The sequence below is a fragment of the Demequina sp. genome (assembly GCF_016278775.1).
In the GTDB taxonomy this organism is placed as follows: domain Bacteria; phylum Actinomycetota; class Actinomycetes; order Actinomycetales; family Demequinaceae; genus Demequina.
The window spans coordinates 13,897-38,923 of sequence record NZ_JADQBF010000095.1 but is presented as its reverse complement, the minus strand read 5'-3'; the positions used below and the strand labels follow the sequence as shown (position 1 = coordinate 38,923).

Below are 25,027 nucleotides of genomic sequence, written 5' to 3'. Positions count from 1 at the left end.
AGGAGATCAGCGTGAGGGTCGATGCCTTCCTTGCCGATTCGGCAGAGGTGGTCAATAACAAGATCTACTCCCTGGGTGCGGGGTGGAACACGGTCTTTGTGCGCTCCTTCCCAGCCGTGCACCGCCGACTCGCGGTGGCCGCGGTCGTGCATGTCCCCTTCACTGACACGAACGTCTCTCACCGCTTCGAGTTGCGCCTCGTCACGGAGGACGGCAAGCCGTACCCCGTGGGCGCGCGCATGGGGGAAGACGGCAAGCCGGAGCCGGTTCAGGCTCTCGGCGGGGAGTTCACTCTTGGCAGGCCGCCGATGCTGGTGGACGGCGACGAACAGGTGGCTTGCTTCGCGTTTGCCATCGACGGGATGCGGTTCAGCGAGGCCAAGAAGTTCTCGTGGGTCGTGTCAGTGGACGGCAAAGAGGAGGCACGCCTTCCCATGCGCGTGCAGCTCGCTCAGCAACAGTGACCGCGTACCTCAACGCCGTCTACCCGACGGTGCTGGTTTCCACCGCGGTGCTCTTTGTGGTCGCGGCGGTGACGCTCGCGTGGATTCGCGCCCATCGCGCGCTGCAGTGGGTGGTGACCGGCTTCTACGTCATGACTCTCGTCGAGATCTTGACGCTGTTGTCGGCGATCCTCGCTGGCGGCGTGCCCATCGTGATCACTATCGGCTACGGACTCGCCGCTGTGGCGCTGCTTCCGTTGCTCGGCATCGGGCGCCTGGGTTCGCCCGATGCCGATGATCCGGATCCCAGCCGTCCCGTGCTTCAGCCGGACCAGATTGCGCGCGTCGACGCCGTGGCCGCCATGATCATTGCCGTGGCCGCCGCTGTGGTGGCCTGGCGCCTGGCAGAGATCTTCGAAGGGGCGTTGTGAATCCCCTCGCACGCATCGGCCTGATCGTTGCCTACGCCGTGCTGGCCCTCGCGGCGCTCGGCAGGTCCTCCTACCAGATCTCCACCAAGTTCGCCGATGCTCCCCTCGCCTACTCGGCATCGGCGTTGTCCGCCGTGTTGTATGCCGTCATCGCGGTCGCGTTGCTCAAGGGGCTCAGTCAGCTGGCCCTTGTCGGCACGTCCATCGAGTTGGCGGGGGTCGTCGCGGTGGGGACCCTCGGCTACATCGAGTCATCGTGGTGGCCAGACGAGACCGTCTGGACCGGCTACGGCTCCGCTTACGGCTGGGTGCCGCTCATCCTGCCGGTGCTGGCGCTGTGGGCGCTGCTTCGCACGCGCCGCTCCGCCCAGGCAGCAGCCAGCGGCCGACGCTAACTCTTGGCGCGCTTGGGCCTCACCACGAACTTGTGGTGCCAGTCGTACGCCGACTTGTCGGTGAGGGAGGCCACCTGGTCCACCGCGACTCGTAGCCGCCCAGCGTCGTCCGCGGCGTCTTGCCACGAAACGGCAAAGTGCTGCTCGAGCGCATCGGGGCCGCGGTCCGAGAGCGCAGCAACGAGGTCGATGAGCCGCTCGCGTTGCGCCTTGTAGGCGGGCCTGCGCTCCCTCGGAGCCATGAGAAAGTGCACCGCCACGCCCTTGAGCAGCAGGATCTCGGCGGCCGTCTCCTCGGGGATGACCAGGCGTGCCGCGTGCCGCGTGAACGGCCCCTCGCCATACTCGGCGCGAGTGGCATCGGCGATGGACGACAAGAACCGCCCGATCAGTTGGCTGGTCATGTCCTTGAGGCTCGCCAACGCGCGGTGCGAGCCGTCGTACGTGTCCATCCACCACGGTTGGGCGCGCAGCCTCTCGAGCGAGTCGAGCACTGCGGCGTCGTCTCCCCTCCCGTACCACTCGCGCACGTGAGCCGCGACCGCCTGTGCCTGGCCGTCGTCCCTCAGCTTGCTGAGGGCCACGCCGTTGTGCACCACGGCATCCTCGACATCGTGCACCGAGTACGCGATGTCGTCGGCGATGTCCATGACCTGAGCCTCGAAACTGGGTGTGCGATCGGGAGCACCCGTGCGCAGCCACTCGAATACCTCGAGGTCATCGTCGTAGACACCGAACTTGCGGGTTGGCCTGCCGTCCGAACGCAAGGGCGTGGCATTCTCGCGCCACGGATACTTGATGCTCGCGTCCAGGGTCGCGCGCGTGAGATTGAGGCCGACGCTCTCGCCGGTGACAGGGTGCACAGACTTGGGCTCAAGCCGGGTGAGCAACCGCAGAGTCTGCGCGTTGCCCTCGAAGCCGCCGATATCCTTGGCCGCCTCGTCGAGCGCACGCTCTCCGTTGTGACCGAACGGCGGGTGGCCAAGGTCGTGCGCCAGGCACGCCGCGTCCACCACGTCTGGATCACAACCGAGTTGTGTGCCGAGCCCGCGCCCCACTTGCGCCACCTCAAGGCTGTGTGTGAGGCGCGTACGCACAAAGTCACCGCTGCCGGCGCCGAGCAGTTGGGTCTTGGCGCCCAGCCGCCGCAGTGCGCTCGAGTGCACGATGCGCGCTCTGTCCCGTTCAAAGGGCGTCCTGTTCGCCTGCTTGGGCGGCTCGTCAACGAATCTCTCGGTGTCGAGCGGGCCATAGCCCTGCGGGAACGCGGTCACTGTTCGATGCTATAGCGCCCCTAGCACCCCGCCCCGCCCACATATGGTTGTGGCGGTCGTTTCGGCACGCCGAACGACCGCCACAACCATATCCAGGGTTGACGATCAGCAGCCGGACAGCAGTTGTCCACAGGTCTGCACATCGATTGCGCCGAGATCACTACCGTGTCGCTGTGACCGGCACGCGGCCGTGGCAGGCCCTCGCACAATCGCTCGAGGAGACACCGCATGCGTGGACACGCGGCAGATTGTGTACTCGGTACGGCACCAGCGCATTGGGGACCGCCCTTACGAAGGGTGCTGCGATACGCGTGCTCGAGGGCGTGTACGCATCGCCGCTCCACGCTAGGACCACGTTGGTGAGGGCTCACGCGACGGCTCTGTGGTTGGGAGACCGCGGCGTGGTCGGCGGATCAACTGCCGCGTTCCTGGCGTCACTTACGCCTTTGGATACGCGCGTGGTGCATGTGTTTGGGCGGCCACGCGTCCACATCAGGGGACCCGCCTGGATGCGGATTCGCCATCGATCACCCACGCAGACGACCATGACCGCCCAGGGTGTCGAGGTGGCGGGCCCGACGGACGTCGCCATCCAGGCCTGGGAGCAGCTGGGACCAGCAGCCGGCCGCGACGTCGTCATCGAGTCCGTCAGGCGCGAGCTCGTCACCGCACCGGCGATCGCCGCACGCACCCTTTCCTATCCGACCCTGAAGCGCCGTGGGCCGCTCACAACGCTGCTCGATGACCTCGCCGGCGGAATCGATAGCTTCCTCGAGTTGCAGGCCGCGCGTGCGGTGCTCGTCGGACCGGACTTCGCAGGCATCGCGCGTCACGTGCGGATCGGCCCCGTCGGTCGCAGATTCGAAGCTGATTTCTACCACGCGGGCGCGCGTCTCGACATCGAGACGGACGGCAAGAGACGTCACAACGATGACTTGAGGCGTCGCCGGGACCTTGAGAGGGACGCAATCCTGGCATCGGTGGGTATTCAGACGATCCGGCTGACGTTCGAGGACGTCATGGGAAGGCCCCGCTGGTGTCAACGCATGATTGCCGATGCCATTCGAGCGCGTTCCGCCGCCCCATATGGTTGAGGCGGGCGCTCGGCGTGCCGAAACGCCCGCCTCACCCATATCCGGGGGGTGGCTAGCCGCCTGAGACCGACAGTTCAGCCTCGCGCAGTCGGCGCTCGAGGTCGGGGGTGATGTCTTGGGTGTCGAGCCACCCGTCCGGACAGGCCGGCTTGCGGGCGGTGCCCTGACGGCCGCGCGGGCCCTCTGCATCGGGGCCCGGGAACGGTGAGTCGAGGTCCATCTCGTCAAGAATTCCCCGCAACTGCGGCAGGGAGTCCACCAGCCCGAGGCGACGACGCACCTCGCCGCCGACCGGATACCCCTTGAGATACCAGGCAATATGCTTGCGAATCTCGCGCATAGCCCGGTTCTCGTCATCGTCGAAGTGAGACACCATGAGTTGGCCGTGTCGGTAGATCGTGTCAGCCACGTGACGCAGGTCGGGCTGCACCCGCTCGGCGCGACCCTCGAAGGCCGCCTGCAGGTCGGCGAACAGCCACGGCCTGCCCATGCAGCCGCGCCCCACCACCACGCCGTCACAACCCGTCTGCTCCACCATCGCGAGGGCGTCCTCTGCCGCCCAGATGTCGCCGTTGCCTAGCACCGGGACGCTTGTTACCGCCTCCTTGAGGCGCGCGATCGCCTCCCAATCGGCGTGGCCCGAGTAGTAGTCGGCCGCGGTCCTCGCGTGCAGCGCCACGGCGGCGACGCCCTCGCGCTCGGCCATGCGACCCGCGTCAAGGTAGGTGAGGTGATCGTCGTCAACACCCTTGCGCATCTTCACGGTGACCGGGATGTCGCGCTTCGAGGCCTCCCGCACCGCCGCGCGCACGATGTCGCGGAACAAGTCACGCTTCCACGGCAGCACCGCTCCCCCGCCCTTGCGCGTCACTTTGGGTACGGGACAGCCAAAGTTCATGTCGATGTGGTCGGCGCGATCCTCCTCGACCAGGATCTTCACCGCCGCGCCGATAGTCGCAGGGTCTACTCCGTATACCTGCACTGAACGCGGCTTCTCGTCCGGGTCGTGGGCGATGATCCGCAGGCTCTCAGGCGAGCGCTCCACGAGCGCGCGTGACGTCACCATCTCGGCCACATACAGTCCCCCGCCGTGTTCACGACAAAGCCGCCGGAACGCCGCGTTGGTGATCCCAGCCATCGGCGCCAGCACCACGGGAGTGTCAACCGTCAGCGGCCCGATGCGCAATGGGGGCAGCAGTCGCGTGTCAGTCGTGGGAGGGGTCACCCCTCTATTGTCACCCGGCCCCGCGAGCGCGTCGTCCGCGCGGCCGACGGAGAGCTCACCCAGCGTCGGCCGCAAGGAGCGTCAGAGCCACGAGCGCCCGCGCCGTCACTATGGGACTCCCCTGACCCCTGGGAACAGCACCGAACCCCTTGAGGAACGCCGACGTGACGTGCCACCCCCGTACCCACGAGCCGTCCTCGAGCCTGCTGGCCACCAGCGTGTCGACGGCGCGCTGGGCCCGTGAGTCCGTGCCGCCGGGGGCTTGAGCCACCGCATGAATGACGTCGATCAAGTCCACGCGCCAGTCGGACGGAAACGCTGGCAACGCCCACGCACCTGGGGACTTGCGCGGCGCCGGCAGTTCCAGGAGCCTCTGGCCGTTCCTTGCGAACGCGAGCGATCGCTCGTGTAGAGCTTCGCTCGCGGCGGCAAAGGCCTGCCGTTGCTCCGTGTTGTGCTTGGCCGACCACACCTCGGCCGCCCGCGCGACCCCGATGACGCACGACGTCGTCGCGAAGCATCCCCCATACCGCTTGTCGAGGCCGTGCCCCCAGTCGTCGGCGTGGCGACGCGCCTGCCCTGCAACCGAGACCTGTTGGTAGCGCGACAGCCACCCCGTTTGCGGCCCGACCATGTCGCGCCGACCGGCGTCGCGAAACAGCCTCGCGACGAGTCCCACGTAGCACGGCAGCACGCCCCCATCGGTGCCAGTGAGCGTGAAGTATCCAGCATCGGTTGTGGCGTGGTCACGGAGGAATGTCAGACCGCGATCGACCTGATGAACCCGCCCGTCGAGGCCCGCCTCGATGAGGGCCTTGAGCACCCACAGCGTGGGCAGGACGCGTGCAGCCACCCTCACGTCGGGGCCCCACGAGCCGTCATTTCGTTGGGCCCCGAAGCAGCGCTCGATGGTGGGCTCGGCAGTCAACTCGGCCTTCGCCTCTTCTTCGCCAACGCCCCACGGCACGTCGAGTCCCGCGCGGCGCAATAGCAGTTCCGCTGAGGGATGCTTCGACGCTTCCACCCAGCGCCACGTCACCTCCATGTCGGGAAGTGTCACTCCGGCCATGATCGCCATTGTGGACGTGGACTCACAAGGACGCCACCCCACGGCAGGGCCGCAGGACCTCGCTACTCGACCGACTCCGCCGACGCGGGCGGCTGGATCACCGAGTCGTGACTGGCCACCACCAGCGCGCCAATGGCCGTCGTCAGCGGCACGGCGAGCACCAGTCCGATCGAGCCGACCAGAGTGCGCACCACCTCCTCTGCGATCTCCGCAGAGGTGAGGGTGACCCCCAGTCCAGTGCCGTAGAGGCTCACCAGCATGATCGTGGGCAGAGCGGCTCCCACGTACACGAAGGCGATGGTGTACACGGTGGACGCGATGTGGTCCCGCCCGATGCGCATTCCTCGCACGAACAACTGCTTCCAATCGAGATCCGGTCGGGCGGCGCGCAGTTCCCATACCGCCGATGCCTGCGTCACCGTCACGTCGTTGAGCACGCCAAGTCCCGCCAGGATGATCCCGCACAGCACCATGCCCTGGAGCGACACATTCCGGGTGTAGAACTCGTAGTGCGCGCCCTCCTCTGACCAGAGGCCGGTGAGGTTGCTCGCCCGCACGGCCCACCACGCGAGCACCGCCGTCACGGCGAGACCCGCGAGCGTGCCGAGATAGGCGGTGGTCGTGCGGGCGTTGGGCCCGTGCGCAAGATAGAGCAAGAGGAACAGCGCCCCTGAACCGGTCACCAGGCCGACGACGAGCGGGTCGCCCCCGTTGAAGAGCGCTGGCACCGTGAAGAACACCACCACGCCAAAGGCGAGGGCCAAACCGAGAAGCGAGCCAAGCCCTCGCCAGCGTGCCACCAGGATGACGAGCAGCGCGTAGGCGATGAACAGCCCGAGCATCGGCGTTCCCCGCTCGAAGTCGGAGAATCCGAGCGTCCCGTCAGGAAGTTGAAGTGCACGCACCTTGTCGCCGGGCTCGATGACGATGGTGGGGTCCCCCACTGTCACCATGTCGATGGGCCCGGCGTCCTCCTCGCCCCGGATGATGGCGGTGGCTGAGCCGTCGTCGACAACGTCTACGACCGTGGCGCTCACCCACCGAGCGCCCTCTGCCGCCGAATTGATCGAGCCTTGGTACCTGAAATCTGTGGGCCACACCGCGGCGGCACCCATCGCCGTGACAAACAGCACCACGCCCACAAGAGTCGCGAGGATCGTGGTGGTGCGCTCCGACGCGCGCGGAGGCGGTCCCTCGTGGACGTGTCCTGCAGCCACGACTATCGCCTATGCGCCGACGAGCCGCTCGGCAAGGAAGCCTTTCACCTGCGACAGCGCGACGCGCTCTTGCTGCATCGTGTCGCGGTCACGAATCGTGACGGCCTGGTCGTCGATGGTGTCGAAGTCCACGGTGATGCAGAACGGCGTGCCTACCTCGTCTTGGCGTCGGTAGCGCTTGCCGATGCTCTGGGTTTCGTCGTAGTCGACGGTCCAGGCGCCGCGCAACTCCTTGGCAAGGTTCTGTGCGGTGGGCCTGAGCGCGTCGGTCTTGGACAGCGGCAACACTGCGGCCTTGACCGGGGCGAGCCTGCGGTCGAGTCGGAGCACCATGCGGGTCTCGGTACCTCCCTTTGCGGTCGGCACCTCCTCCTCTTCATAGGCCTCGACCAGGAACGCCATCAAGGAGCGCGTCAAGCCGGCCGCAGGCTCGATGACGTACGGCACAAACCGTTCCGATGTCGCGGGATCGAAGTAGCTGAGGTCCTTGCCGGAGTGCTCGGCGTGCGTCTTCAGGTCGAAGTCGGTGCGGTTCGCGACGCCCTCGAGTTCGCCGAACTCGCTTCCCTGGAAGCCAAAGCGGTACTCAATGTCCACGGTGCGCTTCGAGTAGTGGGACAGCTTCTCTTGGGGGTGCTCGTACAGGCGCAGGTTCTCGGGGCTGAGCCCCAGGTCGGTGTACCACTCCATGCGCGTGTCGATCCAGTACTGGTGCCATTCCTCGTCGGTGCCAGGCACCACAAAGAACTCCATCTCCATTTGTTCGAACTCGCGCGTGCGGAAGATGAAGTTGCCAGGGGTGATCTCGTTGCGGAAGCTCTTGCCGATCTGGCCGATGCCGAATGGCGGCTTCTGCCTGCTGGCCGACAGCACGTTGGCGAAGTTCACGAAGATGCCCTGGGCGGTCTCCGGGCGCAGGTAGTGCAAACCCGAGTCGTCCGACGCCGCGCCCAGGTAGGTGCGCAGCAAGCCGTTGAACATCTTGGGCTCTGTCCACTGGCCGCGCGTCCCGCAGTTGGCGCAGGCGATGTCGGCGAGCCCGTTCTCTGGGGCGCGACCCTTCTTCTCTTCGAACTCCTCGAGCAGGTGGTCCTCGCGGTAGCGCTTATGGCAGCTCAGGCACTCGATCAACGGGTCAACAAACGCTGAGAGGTGGCCGGAGGCCTCCCACACCTGCGGGGGCAGGATCACCGAGGAGTCGAGGCCGACGATGTCATCCCGGCTGGTGACCATCGCGCGCCACCACTGACGCTTGATGTTCTCCTTGAGCTCCACGCCCAGTGGCCCATAGTCCCAGGCAGAACGCGTGCCCCCGTAGATCTCGCCGCACGGGAACACGAAGCCGCGTCGCTTGGCAAGGGAAATGACATCGTCGAGGCGCGTGGCCATGGGTAACTCTCCTGGGTTGAAGGTTGCCTGAAGTGCTCGCCCAGTCTAGTCACGCACCGCGCCGGGGTCGGTCGCGGGCGGGAAGCGTGGGCCAGTGCGTCGCGCCCCCGTCTCCTCTTTGACAATGATTATCACTTAGATATAGCGTGTGCCACATGAAGACGACCTCCCCATTGACCCTGACCGTCAGCGCCGTAAGCGCACTCGCGCTGGCCGCCTGTTCCACATCGGGAACTTCGACGGATTCCCCTGCCGGCGGCGACGCACCCACGTTGACGGTGGCCACTGCCTTCTACCCTCTCCAGTTCGTCGCCGAGGCTGTGGGCGGCGATCACGTTGCCGCGACCTCCCTCACCCCACCCGGAGTCGAGCCTCACGGCGTCGAACTCTCGCCCGCCACTGTCCGTGAACTCAGCAATACCGACCTGGTCCTCTTCATTGATGAGTTCCAGCCCGCCGTCGAGGACGCGATCGAAGCCACGGGCGTGACCGCTCTCGACGCGGCCGAAGTGATCGCGCTCGACTCCGCAGAGGAGCACGCAGACGAAGAGGACGATCACGGCTCCACCGACCCGCACTTCTGGCTCGATCCAGCCCTGCTGGCCGACTACGCAATCGCCGTGGGAGATCGCTTCGCCTCGCTCGACCCCACCAACGCGGCCGACTACGCCGCCAACGCCTCGGCCCTCGCCGACGAACTGCGGGACCTCGACGAGCAGTTCACCGCTGGCCTCGCAACCTGCGAGCACCGTGTGATCATCACGGCCCACGAGGCCTTTGGATACCTCGCCCACGCCTATGACCTTGAGCAGGTCGGAATCGCAGGCGTGGAACCCGACACCGAGCCGTCCCCCGCGCGGCTTCGCGAAATCCACGGGATCATCGCTGAAACCGGCGCCACGACCGTCTTCACGGAGGAACTCGTCAGCCCCAAGGTCGCCGAGGCGCTCGCCCAGGATTCCGGCGTGGTCACTGCGGTGCTCGACCCCATTGCTTCCGTAGGCGATGGCGACGACTACCGTGGTGTCATGCTTCGGAACCTCGACGCTCTCAGGACGGCTCTCGCCTGTGAGTAGCCCCGCAAAGCCACCGAACGTCCCGAGCCCCGTCCTGGTGGCGCGGGACGTTCGCGTGTCCCTCCAAGGCAGCGAGATACTCCATGGAGTCGGCATCGAGGCCTCGCCAGGCGAGGTCGTCGCACTCATGGGAGGCAACGGGTCCGGTAAGTCAACCTTTGTGCGGGCGCTCGTCGGCGCCGTACCCACGACGGCGGGAACCGTGGAGATCTTCGGCGAGCCGGCGTCGCCCCAAGCGCGCACGCGAGTCGGCTACGTTCCGCAACGGATGACGGCCTCCGGCGGGCTTGCCGCCACCGCGCTTGAGGTCGTCACCTCGGGGCTGCTCGGCCACCGCACGCTCCGACCAGGGCGCGGCGCGAGCACCAGGGCTCTCAAGGCCCTCGCCACACTGGGCGTCGAGAACCTCGCCCACAGGGACGTGAGCCACCTCAGCGGCGGCCAGCAACAACGCGTCCTCATCTCCAGGGCCTTGGTGCGCAGCCCGCAGTTGCTCATCCTTGACGAGCCCATGGCAGGCGTCGATCTCGAATCGCAAGTCGCCTTCGCCCACGCCCTCGGCCATCTCAAGGAGTCCGGGGTCGCGATCGTCATCGTGCTCCATGAGCTCGGCGCCCTCGCACGGCACATCGATCAGGCCGTCGTCATCGAGCACGGGTGCATCACCTACGTGGGCAAGCCTCCCAAGGACCTCGGCGTCCATGCGCTCCCAGGGCACGATCATGAACACGCCCACGAGGAGCCAGATCAGCGCAGCACGTCCCGACTCGGGCTGGAGGGCCCCCAATGAGCCTGCTGATGGAACCGCTCGTGCAACGCATGCTGCTCGCGGGACTCCTCGTGGGAGTCGCGTCCCCCGTGGTCGGTACCTACCTGGTCCAGCGCCGCATGGCACTGCTCGGCGACGGCATCGGCCACGTGGCGCTCGCAGGCGTGGCGGCGGGGTGGCTTGCGGGATCAGCCGCAGGAATGGCCCAGCGCGACGCGCTCGCCGTTCCTGGCGCTATCATCTTCGCCGTGGCTGGCGCTGTCGCCATCGAGCGCATGAGGTCAAAGGGCGCGGCGGCCGACGTGGTGATGGCCATCCTCTTCTACGGCGGGATCGCGTCGGGCGTGTTGCTGATCGGCCTAGCGGGCGGCTCCAACGCAAACCTGCTCGGCTACCTGTTCGGATCCATCTCGACCGTGACATGGGTGGATGTGTGGCTCACCGGCGGGCTCGCTGTCGCGATCCTCATCGTGGGGCTTGGCCTCCGGCCGGCGCTGTTCGCCGTCACGCATGATCAGGAATTCGCCCGCTCGACAGGGCTCCCCGTCGCGGTGCTCAACATGGTGGTTGCCATCCTCGCGGCCGTCACCATCACCGTCGCCATGCGCGTGGTGGGGGTGCTGCTGGTGAGTGCCCTCATGATCCTGCCGGTGGCGATTGCGGAGCAATTCACCCACCGCTTCTCTCGCACGATGCACGTTGCCATGGGCATCGGCGCTATCCTCACTCTCACCGGAGTAGCCATCACCCTTGAACACGACCTCCAGCCAGGCGCGCTCATCGTCGTCCTTGGCGTGGCGGCCTACGTGCTCACCAACATCGGCGCGGGAGTAGTACGACGAGTGAGGGGAACGCCGTGACCGACGCGCCACCGCGCATGACCAAGCAGCGCGCCGCCGTGCTCACCGTCCTCAAGCAGGGCGGATTCCGCTCGGCACAGGACTGGCACGACCGCCTTCGCCACGACGGCTCCACTGCGGGGCTTGCCACCGTGTATCGGGCGCTTCAGGCGCTCACGGACACCGGCGACGTCGACACCGTCCTCACCGAGACCGGCGAGACGCTCTACCGCCTGTGTGAGGCACGCGAGGAGCACCATCACCACTTGCGTTGCCGCGCGTGCGGGGCGGCAGAAGACATCGACATGCCCTCGATCGAAGGCTGGGCGGCCAGCGTGGGCGCGGAGCACGGCTACTCACGTATCGACCACACGGTGGAACTGACCGGCGTGTGTTCCGACTGCGCGAAAGCGGGTCGGTAGATGCCGGGAATACCTGGCGTTGTCGAGGACCTCGGCTGGTGGGCCGTATTCCTCTTCCTGCTCTGCGTGGTCTTCTTCCGTGCACAAGGCACGTACTGGCTGGGGCGCTGGGCGCGCAATGGCGCCGAGTCGAGGGCGCAATCAACAAGTCCGCGCGCGGCGTCGATAGCTCGCAGACTGTCGGGACCCGGCGCCGACAGGGCGCGCGATTACCTCGAGCGATGGGGCTTCGTGGGAATCCCGGCATCGTTCCTCACGGTGGGGTTTCAGACGATGGTCAACGCCACCGCGGGCTTCATCCGCATGCGGTGGGACCTCTACACGGTCGCCATGATCCCAGGTTGCATCATGTGGGGAGCCCTCTACACGCTCGTCACGTTCTCCCTGGTGGAGGCCTGGACCCAGTCACCCATGCTGCTTGCGGTGGGCGTTGTCGCAGTGGTGGGACTCTTGGTGGCCGCGTTCGCCTTCACTCGGCGGCGCCGAACCGTCGATTCCTCCGTGCGTACTCCTCAATAGCGGCCCACAGGTGGGTGCGGTTCACGTCGGGCCACAGCACGTCGGAGAACACGTACTCCGCATACGCCGCCTGCCACGGCAAGAAGTTGGAGGAGCGCTGCTCCCCGCTCGAACGCCAAAACAGGTCGACATCTGGCATGTCCGGCTCGTCCAGGTGAGCCGCGAGAGTCCGTTCCGTCACCTTGGCGGGGTCCAGCTCGCCCGCCTTCACCTTGAGCGCGATGGCCTTGGCTGCGTCCGCTATCTCGGCACGGCCCCCGTAGTTGACGCACATCGTGAGGGTCATGACGGTGTTGTTGCGCGTCATCTCTTCCGCACGCTCTAGTTCGTCGATCACCGACTTCCACAGTTTGGGCCGCCTGCCAGCCCACCGCACGCGCACTCCCCACTCGTGCATTTGGTCGCGCCTGCGGCGAATCACGTCGCGGTTGAAGCCCATCAGAAAGCGCACCTCGTCAGGGCTGCGCTTCCAATTCTCCGTACTGAACGCGTAGGCGCTGACGTGGGTGACGCCGATGTCGATGGCGCCGGCGACCACGTCAAGCAACGCTGCCTCTCCCCTGGTGTGGCCCTCCGTGCGCGGCAGGCCGCGCTGCTTTGCCCAGCGGCCGTTACCGTCCATCACCACGGCCACGTGACCGGGAACGGCCGACGCTGGCAAGGGTGGCGGCGTCGCGCCGGACGGGTGAGGGAAAGGCCTGGTGGTCACGGCCCCAGACTACCGATCAGCGGGAACGTCCGGCGTTACGCCCGCCCACGCTTCAATCAGGGGATACAGCTCTGGGAGGGTCGCCGCCGCCATCGTCGTCCTGGCGGCGAATGACCTCCAGAGCGGGCCGACGAGCGCGGTGTCTGCCCCAAGGGCTGCGGCGGGGGCGAGGTCGTTTTGGTAGATGTCGCCGACGCTCAACACGGGGCCCCGCAGCAAGGCGTCGGCGACGATCGCCGTGAGACCCTCGGGTTTGGCCGCCTCCGTGTGGCGCGTCGGCAGCAACTGATCGATGCCCAACGTGGCCAGGGCCTCCGCCAACCTGGTCGACGGTGCGTTCGTCACGAGCGCCAGGTCAGCCGCTTCGGCCAACCGCTGCAGAAAGGGCACGATGCCCTCGGGCGCCTCGACCGGAACCTCAGCAGTGGCGAGAAGAGCGCGGCTGCGCAGGTACGCGGCTCGCAGCACCTCGGCGTCGATGGCGCGCTCCGACGCGACTGTCCGTACGACGTCGTAGGCGTCGATCGCGTTCGAAAGCCCCTCCTCGAACTCTCCGAGCCCCTCGCTCACCGCGGCGGCAAGTCCGGCGTCGGCAGTGGCCGCGACAATCTCGCGCACATAGGCGTCGACGGGGGCGTGCCCTAGAGCCACCGTGCCGTCGAAGTCAAAGATCACTGTGCGGCTCACGCCATCGCCTCCCTGCAGTCGACAACCCGTCCAGACTAGGGCGGAGTCGATGTGTTCAGCGCGCGCCCGCGTCGCCGCGATCCACGTGCGTGAGCGAGCGCACGCGGCGCTCCATGTGGAACTGGGCGTAGGCCGCCACCAGACCAGCCGCCTCCCGACGGTGCCTGGAATCTGAGGAATCGGCCTCCCTCCAGCGCCCGTCGATGAGGGCCGCCAGCAGCGAGAACACCTCCGGTGCGGGCGCGGCCGAACCAGGCTGACGGCACGACTCGCACGTGGCACCTCCCCCAGCCACCGCGAACGCGCGATGCGGCCCAGGGACGCCACACGTCGCACACTCGTCAAAGGTGGGCGCGTAACCGGCGAGCGCGAGGGATCGCAAGAGGAACGAGTCCAACACCAGGCCCGCATCGTGTTCGCGGCGGCTCAGTGCGCCGAGGCCCCCGTGCAAGAGCATGAAGTGGTCGCGCGCCGGTTCCTTCTCGTGGTCCACGAGCGCGTCGACCGTCTCGACCATGGCGGTCGCAGCGGTGAAGAGCCCATAGTCCTCGCAGATGCGCCGGGCGTATGGCTCGAGTGTCTCTACCTGGCTCACGATGTCGAGGTTGCGACCCTCGTACAGTTGCACATCCGCGAGCATGAACGGCTCCATGCGCGAGCCGATCCTGCTGGTGGTGCGTCGCACGCCCTTGGCGACGGCCCTTACCTTGCCGTGGGTGCGGGTCAGCATCGTGACGATGCGATCGGCCTCGCCCAGCTTGTGGGTCCTCAGGACGATGGCGTGGTCGCGGTACAGGGGCACGTCTCATTGTCTCGCGCCCGGCCGACGTTGGCCTGTGCCCGCGCCGCGCGACCGGAGGGGTTGAGCACACAATTCGCAAGTGCGGATTCGCCGTGTCAACCTTTTCGCCTCCCCCACGCGTCTTAGGGACATGTCAACGAGCACGCGGGCGCAGCCGCCGCTACCATCACCTGGTATGCAGGCGGACCCCTACGCTTCTGCTCAGGTTCGCGCCTTCGTTGAGCACGACTATGCACGAGTGGTGGCGACGGTAGGCGCGGCGACGGGCGCGCCCGATGCGGCCGAGGACGCGGTCCAAGAGGCGCTCGTCACGATGCTCGCCGACCACCACGAGCCGCGCAACGCCCGCGCGTGGGTCACGACCGTCGCGATCAACCATGTGCGCACGCAGCAGCGCCGCCGCCAGGCGGAACGGCGCGCACGTGATCGGCTCGCCGCCCCCGAAGCGACCGATAGCACGGAAGTGACGGACCGCCGCGTCTCGATGCTCAGCGCTGTTGCGGAACTGCCTCCCAAGCAGCGAACCACGGTGCTGATGCACTACTACCTTGACGCCTCGATTGCGGACATCGCCGACGCCCTGGACGTCACCGAGGGAACAGTCAAGACCCAACTGCACCGCGGTCGCGCCGCCCTAGCCCACCTGCTTGAGGAGGCATCATGAGCATCGATGCTCTCCTGCGAGAAGCTCTCAACGACGCTATTGACGCGCCCCCCGTCGACGCAGACGCCGTCACGACTCGCATCCTGGAGCGACTCGGCGAGGCCGGTGGCGATGGCGATGGCGATGGCGATGGCGATGGCGGTGGCGATGGCGGCCCTGGCGCGGGCGGCGGGCCAGGCGGCGACGGTTCCGGAGCGACGAGCTCCGGGAGTGCTGCGTCGGCGGGAGCCGGCGCTGGCGGACCTCTTGCCGGGTGGTCTGGGACCGCCGTGATCACCGCCCTCGCAATCGTGGCGGGCGCCGCTACAGGCATGGCGATTGCAGGCTCCGGCGGCGACGCGACCGCGAACGCGACCAGCGAGGTACTGCACGCGGTGCCGGTCTACTCGTGTCCAGGAGACCAGGAAGCGGGCGCGCTGTATCGCGGCGATCGCGTCTTTGTGGTGGGCCAGTCGGACGGCTACCTTGGAGTGCGCCATGTGCGGGGCGACGGCGACGTGGTGTTCGTGGATGCGCAGTACATTGCGGCGGATGCCGACACGGCCGGGCTACCCACGATCAACTGCGATACCAACGTCGATGCCGTCGCGCTGGAGCCGACTGCGTCGCCCCAGCCCTCTCCCACGCCGAGCCCGTCGCCCCAGCCCGAGCAGACGGCCGAGCCTGCGCCCAACCCCGACCCTGCGCCCGCGCCGCCGCCTCCGCCGCCGCCTCCACCTCCACCGCCGCCGGACACTCAGGCGCCACAGGTCAGCAACGGGGCGTCCGGTTCCTCCCTCGTCTACGTGACTCCGTGCGCAACGAGCCCGACCAGCACCTCGTTGTCGGCCTTTGCCACCGACAACGTCGGGGTGACGCAAGTGCGAGCGACGTGGACGCTCCAGGGCCAGTCGAAGTCGGCCACGCTCTCGCCGCAAGGCGGAGGCAGCTACTCCGGCACCTTCGGCCCGTTCGCAATGAGTTCCATCGATCCTGGCGCCTCCGAGAACGTCACGGTGACAATCACCGCCCGCGACGCAGCCGGGAACACGAGTTCGCTCCAGTTGGCCCCGATTCAGGTGTGGGAGTGCATCTCATGAGAATCCTCAAGATCGCCCTTCCCGTCGCGGCCTTCCTGCTGGGCATGCTCGTCGCGCATTCCGTTCGGAGCCCCGACCCGTCTGACCAGACCGAGGTGGCTCCAGCGTCGGCCGAGACCGTCGGCGTGGTGGTGCCGTTCGAGTTCGAAGGCGACGCGAGCGCGGCGGCTGTGGCCTGGGTCGAGGAGGATCAGGCCGCACGTGAGGACGCGAGCGAGAGCGGCATCGCCCTCGACACCTATGAGATCTACGCAGGCGCGAGCGACGAGGGCCTACCCGCGACGCCCGACGCCGCGGAGGGTTCATCGCCTGGTCCTGTCACTCCCCTGCCCGAGTCCCCCGCGCCAGGCGAGGTCCCTCTCGCTCCCGGCGATGGCGTCGGCGGCGCCGAGGAGCCGGTGATCGACCTGTGCGCCATGGAGCCGACCCCCGACTACTGCCCGGACGGCGTGGGAGGAACAGTGCTCTTCACCCTCGAGACGCCGCCTCCCTTCGACGGCATGATCTCGCTGACGCCTCGCTACCCGGGCACCGCGCCGTACCCGTACTACCCGGAGTGCGAGCCGATGGACCTCCCGACGGGAATGGTGCAGATAGGCCTCACGGTGAACCGGCCAGCAGACATCGAGCTGACTCTGTATTCCGTCGACTCTGGCACCTGGCGCGAGCGCACCGTTGGTGTCACCACCGAGGCGCACGACGCCGCATGGGGCGAGTGGTTCGCGAGCGACGCGTCCACTCCTTCAGACCCCGAGCAGTGGATGACCGAATGCGTGCTCGTCGACAGCCTGGACCCCGGCGTCTACGCGGTTGAGGCGACTTTCTCTGACGCGGCCGACGGCAACATCAGCTTCGTGTACCCGCGCGACGTGCCGCTGGAGTTGCGCGTGGGAGACCCCTCGGCTCAGACCCGCCGGCCCACGCTCGTGGTGCCCATGAACGTGGACCGCGTGCTCGTCAACGCGACGCTGCCGAGCGACCAGTGGCTGAGCACTCGCGCCCTCCCTTTGACGGCGGCGGAAGGCCCCGGCGGTGCCGCCAGGTGCCTGCCAGAGTATGCGTCGACGTCCGGCGCGTTGGCGGCGAGTGCCATCACGGGCGCGCCCCTGAGCGAAACCTCGATCCCAGCCGACGTGCGCGAGGCCGACGACTACCCCTACCTGCCGGAGCACGACGTGGCGCAAACCCACGAGATCTTCCTGGCAGAGGGTACTGACTTCTTGATGTGCCTGTACTGGATGGACGATCGCGATTCGGGCTCAGACAGCCGTCCCGTCGCGGTGGAGGCGATCCCCGTCAGCACGCCAGAGGCATATCACCCGAGCATCGAGGTCGAGTCGGTGCACAACACATGGGATGCGTTGGGGCGGGACGTCACGGGCGCGTGGGCCTACCTGCCGCCCGCCGGATCCGGAACGAACGCCGGTTGCGCGGAGGGCGTGTCCATGGAGTTCGGCGCAGGCGATACCACGATATGGACGCCTGGCGACCGCGTCTTGTGCGGAGACGTCACCGGCGTCAACCGCATGGTCCGCCACGGACTCCCGCTCCGCATCGAACTTGACGGCACGTCCGGCGACACCTACGGCGCGCTCTCCCGTCTGCGGATCGACCCCCGCTGTGGCGATGAGGGTTGCGTGGGCAGGGACCCACAGATGGTCATGGTTCCCCTGCCGGAGATCCCGACAGAGCGGGTCATGTGCGGATCCGGTTTTGGCTCCGACTGCGACGCCGACGTGCCGATGCGCAGCGCGGGACAGCTCAGCGCCGTGGTCTACTACGTGCACACAGAAGGCAACGGGGCGAGGTCGTTCCGCACCGGCGAGCCGCGTTACGGCGACACCGACCCAGGGACGCCAGAGCTGCCCTACGTGGAGGTGGACACCTCGGTGGTCGACCGGCCGTGGCGACTCGACGCTAACGAAGGCGTGGACGTGACAGTGAGCGTCGGCCTCCACGCTGACTCCTCGCACACGGTGTACCTCCATTTGATGTCGGCTGACCCTGGCGAGCCGCTCTGCACCGTGGGTGAAGCTCCCGAGCGGGTGGGCGTGACTATCGACCCGATGGGAGCACGCGGAGAGCGGGTGATCAGCGGACTGTGCGCAGGGGCCTCCTATCGCGTGGTGGTCACCGACCCGACGGACACGATCATTCCCGTGTGGGGTGACACCGGCTGGGACGCGACTCGGTGGCACGAGCTCAGGGTCGACCCTCTCGAGGTGCCGGTGCGCGGACGCATCCTGGCCGCCGCCAATGAGAACTTCTCCACGTACGCTCAGACCGCGTACTCCTCGCTCTCGGTGGGCGTGCAAGGGGGGTACAACAACCGGCTCGACGCCGATGTGGACGACGACCTGGTCGAGTCGCTTGCCTCCGGCGGCTGGGAGTACGACGACAGGCGCTACAGCGCATGCGGCGTCCCGGACCGCGTCACGCGCTACCAGCGGGCCTTCAGGGACACGGTGTCGCTGTCTCACGGCGAACCCGTGGAGATCGAGGCCTTCGCACGGTTCAGGCGCAACACGTTCGCCGAAGAGTGGGGCGACTACACGTGCACGCCGATGCCCTACTGGTACCTCCAGGGCAGTCCCGTGGACGTCGAGGCGAGCGCGCTTGTGAGCATCGAGGACCTCCTTGGCGGCGTCGTGCTCGAGTACGGGCCAGACGACGACGGCAACTTCCTCAGGTCACAGGTACGCGCGGGCTAGCGTCGGGAGGTTCGAGCAGGAGTCCCATACTCATCACCGGGTCCTCGACCCACCCAAGGGCCTCATAGAAGCCGCGCACGCTGTCGTTGCCGCGACGCACCTGAAGGTTGACCTTGACACATCCAAGACTCCGCAGGGTGTCGACCGCATGCTCCACGAGCGCAGCACCAATCCCCCGCCTTCGATGAGACGACGCCACGGCGAGATGGTAGAGCCATCCCCTCACCCCGTCGTAGCCCGCGACAACCGCGCCGACGACACGGCCGCCTTCGTCAGCGACCCAGAAGAGTTCTGAGTCACGAGCGAGTTTGCGCTCGATGAGCCCGCGAGGCGCGTTCCGGGGAGGATCCGCAGGGAACGCCTCCTCCCAGATCGCGGCGACCGCTGCCTCATCTTCCAGCACAAACGGTCGCACGAGGACCACTAGCGTGCCGCCCTGTTCACCGCCGAGATGATCGCCTTGAGGGAGGCCGTGGTGATCGACGGGTCGATGCCGACGCCCCACAGGATGTCCTCGCCAATTTGGCACTCGACGTACGCCGCCGCCTTGGAGTCGCCGCCAGCGGTGAGCGCATGCTCGGCGTAGTCGAGCACCTCGACCTTGACGCCGCGCGTGCCCAGCGCGGCCACGAAGGCGTCGACGGGGCCATTGCCAGATCCCTCAATGGTGAGGAGTTCACCTGCGTCCACGACGTCGGCGGAGAGGGTGTCGGCGTCAGTGTCACTCGACGACGTCCTGGTCCCCTGGAGCGAGAAGCGCCCCCACGCCTTGTCGGGTTCGGTCGCGGGCAGGTACTCGTCCTCGAAGATCTGCCAAATTGCGTCGGCCGTCATCTCTGCCCCAGAAGCGTCTGCTGCACTCTGGACGACCCGAGAGAACTCGATCTGGAGACGTCGGGGAAGGTCGAGATGACGCTCCGACTTGAGCAGGTACGCAACTCCGCCCTTGCCCGATTGCGAGTTGACCCGGATGACGGCCTCGTAGGAGCGGCCCACGTCCTTGGGGTCGATCGGCAGATACGGCACCGCCCACTCCAGGTCGCCCACGGAGACGCCCTTGCGCGCGGCCGTGTCCTCCATGCGCTCCAGGCCCTTCTTGATGGCGTCCTGGTGGGAACCGGAGAATGCGGTGAAGACCAGGTCTCCTCCCCACGGGTGGCGGGGGTGCACGTCGAGCTGCGTGCAGTACTCCACGGTGCGGCGGATCTCGTCCATGTCGCTGAAGTCGATCTGCGGGTCGATTCCCTGGCTGAACAGGTTCATGCCGAGCGTCACCAGGTCCACGTTGCCGGTGCGCTCGCCGTTGCCGAACAGGCAGCCCTCGATGCGATCCGCGCCTGCCATATAGCCCAGCTCGGCGGCCGCGACGGCGGTGCCGCGGTCGTTGTGGGGGTGCAGGCTCAGCACCACAGACTCGCGGTAGTCCAGGTGACGACTCATCCACTCGATCGAGTCGGCATACACGTTGGGCGTGGCCATCTCGACGGTGGCGGGCAGGTTGATGATCACCTTGCGCTCAGGCGTGGGCTTCCACACGTCCAGGACTGCGTTGCACACCTCGACCGCGTACTCGAGCTCGGTGCCGGTGTAGGACTCGGGGCTGTACTCGTAGAACACCTGGGTGTCTGGGATGAGCTCTTCGAATTTCTGGCACAGCATCGCTCCGTGCGTGGCGATGTTCCTGATCTCGTCCTTGTCCGCACGGAACACCACATCGCGCTGCAGGATCGACGTGGAGTTGTACAGGTGCACAATCGCATTCTTGGCGCCGCGGAGCGACTCGTAGGTGCGCTCAATGAGGTGCTCGCGGGCCTGGGTCAGCACCTGGATCGTGACGTCGTCAGGGATCTTGTCTTGCTCGATGAGGGCGCGCACAAAGTCGAAGTCGGTCTGGCTGGCCGAAGGGAAACCGACCTCGATCTCCCGGTAGCCCATCTTGACGAGCAGGTCGAACAGGCGCATCTTGCGCTCGGCGTTCATGGGCTCGATGAGGGCCTGGTTGCCGTCGCGCAGATCGACGGCGCACCAGCGTGGCGCCTTGTCGATGCGGCGGGTCGGCCACGTGCGATCGGGCAGTTCGACGGTGATCAGCTCGTGGAAGGGGCGGTAGCGGTGCAGGGACATATGAGAAGCGCCCTGGTCGCCGCCGGTGTAATGAGCGTGTGGTGCCATGATGAATCCTTCGCAAGTCTTGGAGGGGCTAGTTGCTAGCCGGCACACCAACCACCGCGACGAGTATCCGGCTGGTTAGGCCTCGTCGCGGCGACGAAGGAGCAGGGTGACCCGCCGTGCACGCATAGCCACACCCTAGCCGATGAAAGAAATCTTGGGTCAAGCGTTGACACGCGGATCAGAACATGATTAGTTAGTTACTGTACCAACTAACCAAACAACTAGAACGCCCCACAAGGAGAAACCCATGTCCCACGCACAGGTCGAGACCCGGAGCCCCAAGGCCAAGAAGAACGACATCAAGGACGCGCCGTACTACACGGTGCCCGCCATCCTCGCCATCCTCATGCTGAGTTCGGGGGCGTTCTTCATGATGATCGCCCAGGGCATTTCGATCATGGCCAAGACGGGCTACTGAGAAGCAGCCGCCCGCCTCGACAAACCCTCGCCGACGCCCCCGTCACCCTTGCGGTGACCGGGGCGTTTTGCGTTGCCTAGCTCAGGCTCAGTCCGCAAGCCCCAAGAAGACGTCGAGGCGGGAGATCTGGCCGGTGCGCCCGAAGATCGCCGCCGAGTCGCCACGGCCCAGGCCGAGTCCGTCAATCCGGTCCTCTTGGACCCCACGGGTCACGACGATGCCTTCCTGGCCGTCGCGGTGGAGCACCACCGGTACCTGACACAGCGTGAAGCCCATCGTCCCCGTCTCCAGTGCAACGTCCTCGAGCTCGCCGTCCAGGCGGACATAGCTGAGGTTCGCGGGCGCGTCGAGGAACTCCTGGGTGCGCACGATCCGCGGCTCAAACCGGATGACCCCGCCCTCGACCACCACACCCATCTCGCTCGCGCGTGTGATGAGGTCCTCCTTCACCTGACCCGTCATTCCTGGCTGCTGCACTCCGGAGAAGCTGGGCGTGTGCGAGTACGGGTCGGTGGGCACCGCACCGTAGTCGGCCGGCGACTTGTGGACCCCGATGCCCTCCCGGATCTGGTCGTAGTGGCGCTCGAGCCGCGCGATGTCGGCAGGCGCCGCGCCGGACTGGATTGCACCAAGACGCGCCTCGTCCACCGCAAGCAGCAGCTTCGACACCATGTGCCAGTAGATCGAGCCGAGACCCTCGTACTTGTAGAACGTGCCAGAGCGCCCCGTGAAGGATGCGTGGTGGAAGACCTCCTCGTAGATGCCGAGCACGCGGGCGCCGTCCTTTTCGACCAGCGAGGCGTACTCCCCCTCGCCGACGGCGGCAAGGGCCTCGGCCAAGTAGTCGGCGTTGCGGAAGGCGGCATTGAAGTGCACTGCACCATCAACGTCGGCGGTGACGATGCGGTTGTCTCCCCGCTCCAGCATTGCCGTGAGCAGGCCCGAGCCCGCCACGTCGTCGGCTGGCACCAGATTCTTATCGAGAAAGTGCGGAAGCTCGTGGTCTGGATACAGGATGTAACTGTTCTGATCAGCGCGGTACAGCTCGCTTGCCCGCAAGGCGTCCAGCAGATCCGCGATCTGAGCGGTGTCGAGCAGTCCGCTACTCAGCACTGCAACCTGACCCTCAAGCATCTCGTTGAGATGCTTGATCGCAATCCCGTCCGGCGACACGCGCATGATGTTGTACGAGTGGTACAGGCCGTCCTCGCGGCGATTGCTGGCGATCGTGTGGTCCGCGTGGCGCAGTGCCGCCTGGATGCACGCGCGCACCTCCGCCATAGGCACGGTGGTCGCCGGCCCGCGAGACGCCTCGCCGTAGGCGCGTTCGCGGTGCGCGGTGCCCGCGGCCCCCAGTTGATCGAGCAGCGCTTTGCGGTCCGCGTCGGAGACCGCGCCCGACGCGAGGTGCGCGTGATCCCCGAAGGCTCCCGCGACGTCGGCGAGCCACTGCGCCACTGGCGCCGCAATCTCAACCTCGCGAATGCCAGACGCCGTGAACTGTGCGTCCACAAACGCCAGATACCTGCGCAGGTAGCACAGCGTGACCATGGACACGCCGTTGCCGACCAACGCGTTGTTCGCGTCGTTCCATTCGGGGCGCTGAGTGTTCATCCAGATGCCGGCGGCAGGAACGTAGTTCGACAGCTTGGAGAGCGCCACGATGAGCAACTTCTCGGTGAGGTTGGCGCGTAGCAGGCCGCCGTCGGCGTCAAGCACTGCCTTGCCGTCCGAGCCGATCCTTGTCGCGCGCTCAAGCGCCGCGTCGTTCACGCTCTGGTCAAAGTCAATCGTGTCCCTGGGATCGCGCAGCAGGTGCTCGTACGGCCGGATCCGGTAGGGAACGTCCGCGAACGTGAACACCTTGCGACTCAGCAGCGGGGCGAGGCTGCCGGGGCTGTGGCGTTCGGCGACCTCGAGCAGGCGCAACAGGTAGATCACCTGGTGATCGCCCCAATAGCCGATGTTCGCCCAATCGTCCTCGGGGTCCAGCACTTCCCACTCGTAGCCCTCGCGCAGCACGCGGTACGGGTTGTAGCCGTCCACGGTGGAGGAGTCCGCAAACTTGAAGAGCATCGCGTCGACAAACGCAGGGTAGGACAGCGCGAGCGCCTCCCAATTCTGGAAGATGTCTCGCCAATTTCCCTGGTAGTTCAGCATTGGCTGGCCCTGGTCGTCCTTCAGGCGAATGGAGAACGAGTTCCAGGGGCGGCTGGGATCCCCGTGGCGACGGCTGAACGACAGCGGCAAGTACTCGGCCGCGAGCCGCTCAAGGTCGATGTCGCCGACGGCCGCGACGCGCTCCATCAGGTCGTCGCGCAGCAGCTCGGCGGGGAGGGAGGCGATGAAGTCGGCGTGGCGGGCGCCGACGGGGGCGTTCGTCTTCGCCAGATACGCGCGGAGGTCGTCGCGCGAGATGCCGTAGCCGCGGTCGGGAATGCCTCCACGCATCGCGTTGAACAGGGTGTTGGCGAAGTGGCGCCACACGCTCGGCTCGTCGGCGGTGGCCTGCAGGCCGTCCGTCTCGCCGACGATGCGCACCAACTTCTCCGTGCCGCGGGCGACATCGGCGAGGACCCGGTCCTTCAGGCCTGGCTCGGCCATGTCCCTCATGAGGGCGCGCACTCGCGTGGCGTCCAGCTCGACCTCCGCCGCCACAAGCCAGTCCGCGGACTCCCCCGGGCCGAGGGAGAGCGACGCAGACACCAGGTACGCGCCGCGTCGACCGCGAATGTCCGTCTCTGCCGTGACCGCTAGTCCGCGGCGGAACGCGTCGCACTGGATCTCCGACAACAACACGGTGGCGTCCTCGAGGCCGGTCGCCCACGCCACGTTGACCCTGAGCGCCTCGCTGGGCTCGGCGGTGTCCACGGGGATCGAACTGAGTCGGAAGAGGGCGAGGTCGGTGTCCTCGGCCGTCTCTGTGCGCTTGTAGCCATCGACGAGCGTGCTGAACTCCAGTTGGAATCGACGGCTGACGCCGGATGGCAACACGTTGCGGATGCCGTCCAGGATCTCGACGGAGACGGGGGCGTCTGAGGTGTTGCGCAACTGTGACTGCCGCACAAAGCCGTACGCGTCGCTGTTGGCCCACGAGTAGCGGAACACGAGGCCGAGGTCGTGGTTGGCCTCCTCGAAGACCACACGGTTGCCGTAGACGCTCTTGTAGAGCGCGCGTTCGGTGCGGAAGAGGCCCTCCTGGCGGGTCGAGAACGGCTCCCACAGCATCGCCCGGCCCTCGCGAGTGGCGCGCACCACGGTGAGCGATCCTGTGGTCTCCGCGGAATCGTGGATGCGGTCATCGGTGTAGTACGGGAAGAGCGAGTTGTCGGGTTCGCGGCGGCCGGCGGTGAGGCCCCCGGTGCTCGACAGGAACATCCAGTGGTCTGAGTCGCTCACCACGCTCATGAAGAACGGGTCCATGCGGTCGTAGTGACCGATGCGATAGAAGCGCTCGCCGTCGAGGTCTACTAGGGCGCCGTCGACGTCCTCCCGCGGCCCGCGCGTCGTCGCAGCAGTGGCCGCCAGTTCGTCCGTCATTGCACGCCTCCATGGGCAGAATCGATCACGCGAGTGACGCGATCGCGTCACCGTGAGAGCGCGACCACACCCCCCAATGGAAC

At 67.0% G+C, this 25,027-nt stretch carries 24 protein-coding genes; 13 read left to right on the top strand and 11 right to left on the bottom strand.

From position 1 onward, the window contains the following. From QZZ33_RS10880 to QZZ33_RS10870, 3 genes are all read left to right on the top strand, one after another. Positions 1 to 464, top strand: a 464-nt coding sequence (locus tag QZZ33_RS10880; RefSeq protein WP_291380040.1) for a hypothetical protein, incomplete at its 5' end; no start/stop codon positions are given. After that, positions 461 to 874, top strand: a complete 414-nt coding sequence (locus QZZ33_RS10875; RefSeq protein ID WP_291380039.1) for a hypothetical protein — start codon at positions 461 to 463, stop codon at positions 872 to 874. The genes QZZ33_RS10880 and QZZ33_RS10875, both read left to right, overlap by 4 nt. Continuing rightward, positions 871 to 1,269, top strand: a complete 399-nt coding sequence (locus QZZ33_RS10870) for a hypothetical protein (RefSeq protein ID WP_291380038.1) — start codon at positions 871 to 873, stop codon at positions 1,267 to 1,269. The genes QZZ33_RS10875 and QZZ33_RS10870 overlap by 4 nt, the downstream gene beginning before the upstream one ends. Here the strand turns inward: QZZ33_RS10870 and QZZ33_RS10865 are convergent. Continuing rightward, positions 1,266 to 2,543, bottom strand: coding sequence for a deoxyguanosinetriphosphate triphosphohydrolase (locus tag QZZ33_RS10865; protein ID WP_291380037.1), 1,278 nt, complete (start codon positions 2,541 to 2,543; stop codon positions 1,266 to 1,268). The genes QZZ33_RS10870 and QZZ33_RS10865 overlap by 4 nt on opposite strands. Before the next feature lie 545 nt (positions 2,544 to 3,088). Between QZZ33_RS10865 and QZZ33_RS10860 the strand changes: the two genes are divergently transcribed. After that, entirely contained in the window at positions 3,089 to 3,637 is a 549-nt protein-coding gene (locus QZZ33_RS10860; RefSeq protein ID WP_291380036.1) for a DUF559 domain-containing protein, read from the top strand. Positions 3,638 to 3,689: 52 nt separating this feature from the next. Here the strand turns inward: QZZ33_RS10860 and dusB are convergent, their stop codons facing one another. The 4 genes from dusB to QZZ33_RS10840 form a co-directional block, all read right to left on the bottom strand. Beyond that, positions 3,690 to 4,862 (bottom strand): tRNA dihydrouridine synthase DusB, encoded by a 1,173-nt coding sequence (gene dusB / locus QZZ33_RS10855; RefSeq protein ID WP_291380035.1) that lies wholly within the window; start codon positions 4,860 to 4,862, stop codon positions 3,690 to 3,692. Between the two features lie 55 nt (positions 4,863 to 4,917). Then, complete coding sequence (locus tag QZZ33_RS10850; RefSeq protein ID WP_291380034.1) at positions 4,918 to 5,931, bottom strand: hypothetical protein; 1,014 nt, start codon at positions 5,929 to 5,931, stop codon at positions 4,918 to 4,920. A gap of 62 nt (positions 5,932 to 5,993) precedes the next feature. Beyond that, positions 5,994 to 7,148: a YibE/F family protein gene (locus QZZ33_RS10845; protein ID WP_291380033.1), complete on the bottom strand. Its 1,155-nt coding sequence runs from the start codon at positions 7,146 to 7,148 to the stop codon at positions 5,994 to 5,996. Between the two features lie 9 nt (positions 7,149 to 7,157). After that, a complete protein-coding gene (locus QZZ33_RS10840) occupies positions 7,158 to 8,537 on the bottom strand; it encodes a glycine--tRNA ligase (RefSeq protein ID WP_291380032.1) in 1,380 nt (459 codons plus the stop codon). A 155-nt stretch (positions 8,538 to 8,692) separates the two neighbouring features. Here QZZ33_RS10840 and QZZ33_RS10835 point away from each other — a divergent pair, with 155 nt between their 5' ends. The 5 genes from QZZ33_RS10835 to QZZ33_RS10815 are packed head-to-tail and all read left to right on the top strand — an operon-like array spanning position 8,693 to position 12,162. After that, on the top strand, positions 8,693 to 9,613 hold the full coding sequence (locus QZZ33_RS10835) for a metal ABC transporter substrate-binding protein (RefSeq protein ID WP_291380031.1): 921 nt from the start codon (positions 8,693 to 8,695) through the stop codon (positions 9,611 to 9,613). Continuing rightward, the gene (locus tag QZZ33_RS10830) at positions 9,606 to 10,403 is read left to right on the top strand and encodes an ATP-binding cassette domain-containing protein (RefSeq protein WP_291380030.1); all 798 of its coding nucleotides are present in this window, start codon (positions 9,606 to 9,608) and stop codon (positions 10,401 to 10,403) included. Before QZZ33_RS10835 ends, QZZ33_RS10830 begins: the two co-directional genes overlap by 8 nt. Then, positions 10,400 to 11,242 (top strand): metal ABC transporter permease, encoded by an 843-nt coding sequence (locus QZZ33_RS10825; RefSeq protein ID WP_291380029.1) that lies wholly within the window; start codon positions 10,400 to 10,402, stop codon positions 11,240 to 11,242. The genes QZZ33_RS10830 and QZZ33_RS10825 overlap by 4 nt, the downstream gene beginning before the upstream one ends. Continuing rightward, on the top strand, positions 11,239 to 11,643 hold the full coding sequence (locus tag QZZ33_RS10820; protein ID WP_291380028.1) for a Fur family transcriptional regulator: 405 nt from the start codon (positions 11,239 to 11,241) through the stop codon (positions 11,641 to 11,643). The genes QZZ33_RS10825 and QZZ33_RS10820 overlap by 4 nt, the downstream gene beginning before the upstream one ends. Beyond that, on the top strand, positions 11,644 to 12,162 hold the full coding sequence (locus tag QZZ33_RS10815; RefSeq protein WP_291380027.1) for a VTT domain-containing protein: 519 nt from the start codon (positions 11,644 to 11,646) through the stop codon (positions 12,160 to 12,162). On the opposite strand, the gene QZZ33_RS10810 is transcribed toward QZZ33_RS10815, so the two are convergent. From QZZ33_RS10810 to recO, 3 genes are read right to left on the bottom strand one after another with little or no spacing between them, the layout of a single operon-like run. Next, the gene (locus QZZ33_RS10810) at positions 12,113 to 12,871 is read right to left on the bottom strand and encodes an isoprenyl transferase (protein ID WP_291380026.1); all 759 of its coding nucleotides are present in this window, start codon (positions 12,869 to 12,871) and stop codon (positions 12,113 to 12,115) included. The genes QZZ33_RS10815 and QZZ33_RS10810 overlap by 50 nt on opposite strands. A 9-nt stretch (positions 12,872 to 12,880) precedes the next feature. After that, positions 12,881 to 13,558 carry an HAD family hydrolase gene (locus QZZ33_RS10805; protein WP_291380025.1) on the bottom strand — a complete coding sequence of 226 codons (678 nt, stop codon included), beginning with the start codon at positions 13,556 to 13,558 and terminating at the stop codon, positions 12,881 to 12,883. A 55-nt stretch (positions 13,559 to 13,613) separates the two neighbouring features. Continuing rightward, the gene (gene recO, locus QZZ33_RS10800; protein WP_291380024.1) at positions 13,614 to 14,360 is read right to left on the bottom strand and encodes a DNA repair protein RecO; all 747 of its coding nucleotides are present in this window, start codon (positions 14,358 to 14,360) and stop codon (positions 13,614 to 13,616) included. 175 nt (positions 14,361 to 14,535) lie between these two features. On the opposite strand from recO, the gene QZZ33_RS10795 reads away from it, so the two are divergent. The 3 genes from QZZ33_RS10795 to QZZ33_RS10785 are packed head-to-tail and all read left to right on the top strand — an operon-like array spanning position 14,536 to position 18,814. Beyond that, entirely contained in the window at positions 14,536 to 15,024 is a 489-nt protein-coding gene (locus tag QZZ33_RS10795) for an RNA polymerase sigma factor (protein ID WP_291380023.1), read from the top strand. Next, the gene (locus QZZ33_RS10790) at positions 15,021 to 16,103 is read left to right on the top strand and encodes a hypothetical protein (protein ID WP_291380022.1); all 1,083 of its coding nucleotides are present in this window, start codon (positions 15,021 to 15,023) and stop codon (positions 16,101 to 16,103) included. Before QZZ33_RS10795 ends, QZZ33_RS10790 begins: the two co-directional genes overlap by 4 nt. Further along, entirely contained in the window at positions 16,100 to 18,814 is a 2,715-nt protein-coding gene (locus tag QZZ33_RS10785) for a hypothetical protein (protein ID WP_291380021.1), read from the top strand. Before QZZ33_RS10790 ends, QZZ33_RS10785 begins: the two co-directional genes overlap by 4 nt. Here the strand turns inward: QZZ33_RS10785 and QZZ33_RS10780 are convergent. Beyond that, the gene (locus tag QZZ33_RS10780; protein ID WP_291380020.1) at positions 18,789 to 19,238 is read right to left on the bottom strand and encodes a GNAT family acetyltransferase; all 450 of its coding nucleotides are present in this window, start codon (positions 19,236 to 19,238) and stop codon (positions 18,789 to 18,791) included. The two genes, QZZ33_RS10785 and QZZ33_RS10780, sit on opposite strands and share 26 nt — an antisense overlap. Beyond that, positions 19,238 to 20,986: a 2-isopropylmalate synthase gene (gene leuA / locus QZZ33_RS10775; protein ID WP_291380019.1), complete on the bottom strand. Its 1,749-nt coding sequence runs from the start codon at positions 20,984 to 20,986 to the stop codon at positions 19,238 to 19,240. Before leuA ends, QZZ33_RS10780 begins: the two co-directional genes overlap by 1 nt. A gap of 247 nt (positions 20,987 to 21,233) precedes the next feature. Here leuA and QZZ33_RS10770 point away from each other — a divergent pair, with 247 nt between their 5' ends. Then, the gene (locus tag QZZ33_RS10770) at positions 21,234 to 21,404 is read left to right on the top strand and encodes a hypothetical protein (RefSeq protein WP_291380018.1); all 171 of its coding nucleotides are present in this window, start codon (positions 21,234 to 21,236) and stop codon (positions 21,402 to 21,404) included. Between the two features lie 87 nt (positions 21,405 to 21,491). On the opposite strand, the gene QZZ33_RS10765 is transcribed toward QZZ33_RS10770, so the two are convergent. Next, positions 21,492 to 24,944 (bottom strand): hypothetical protein, encoded by a 3,453-nt coding sequence (locus QZZ33_RS10765; protein WP_291380017.1) that lies wholly within the window; start codon positions 24,942 to 24,944, stop codon positions 21,492 to 21,494. Between the last annotated feature and the right edge of the window lie 83 nt (positions 24,945 to 25,027).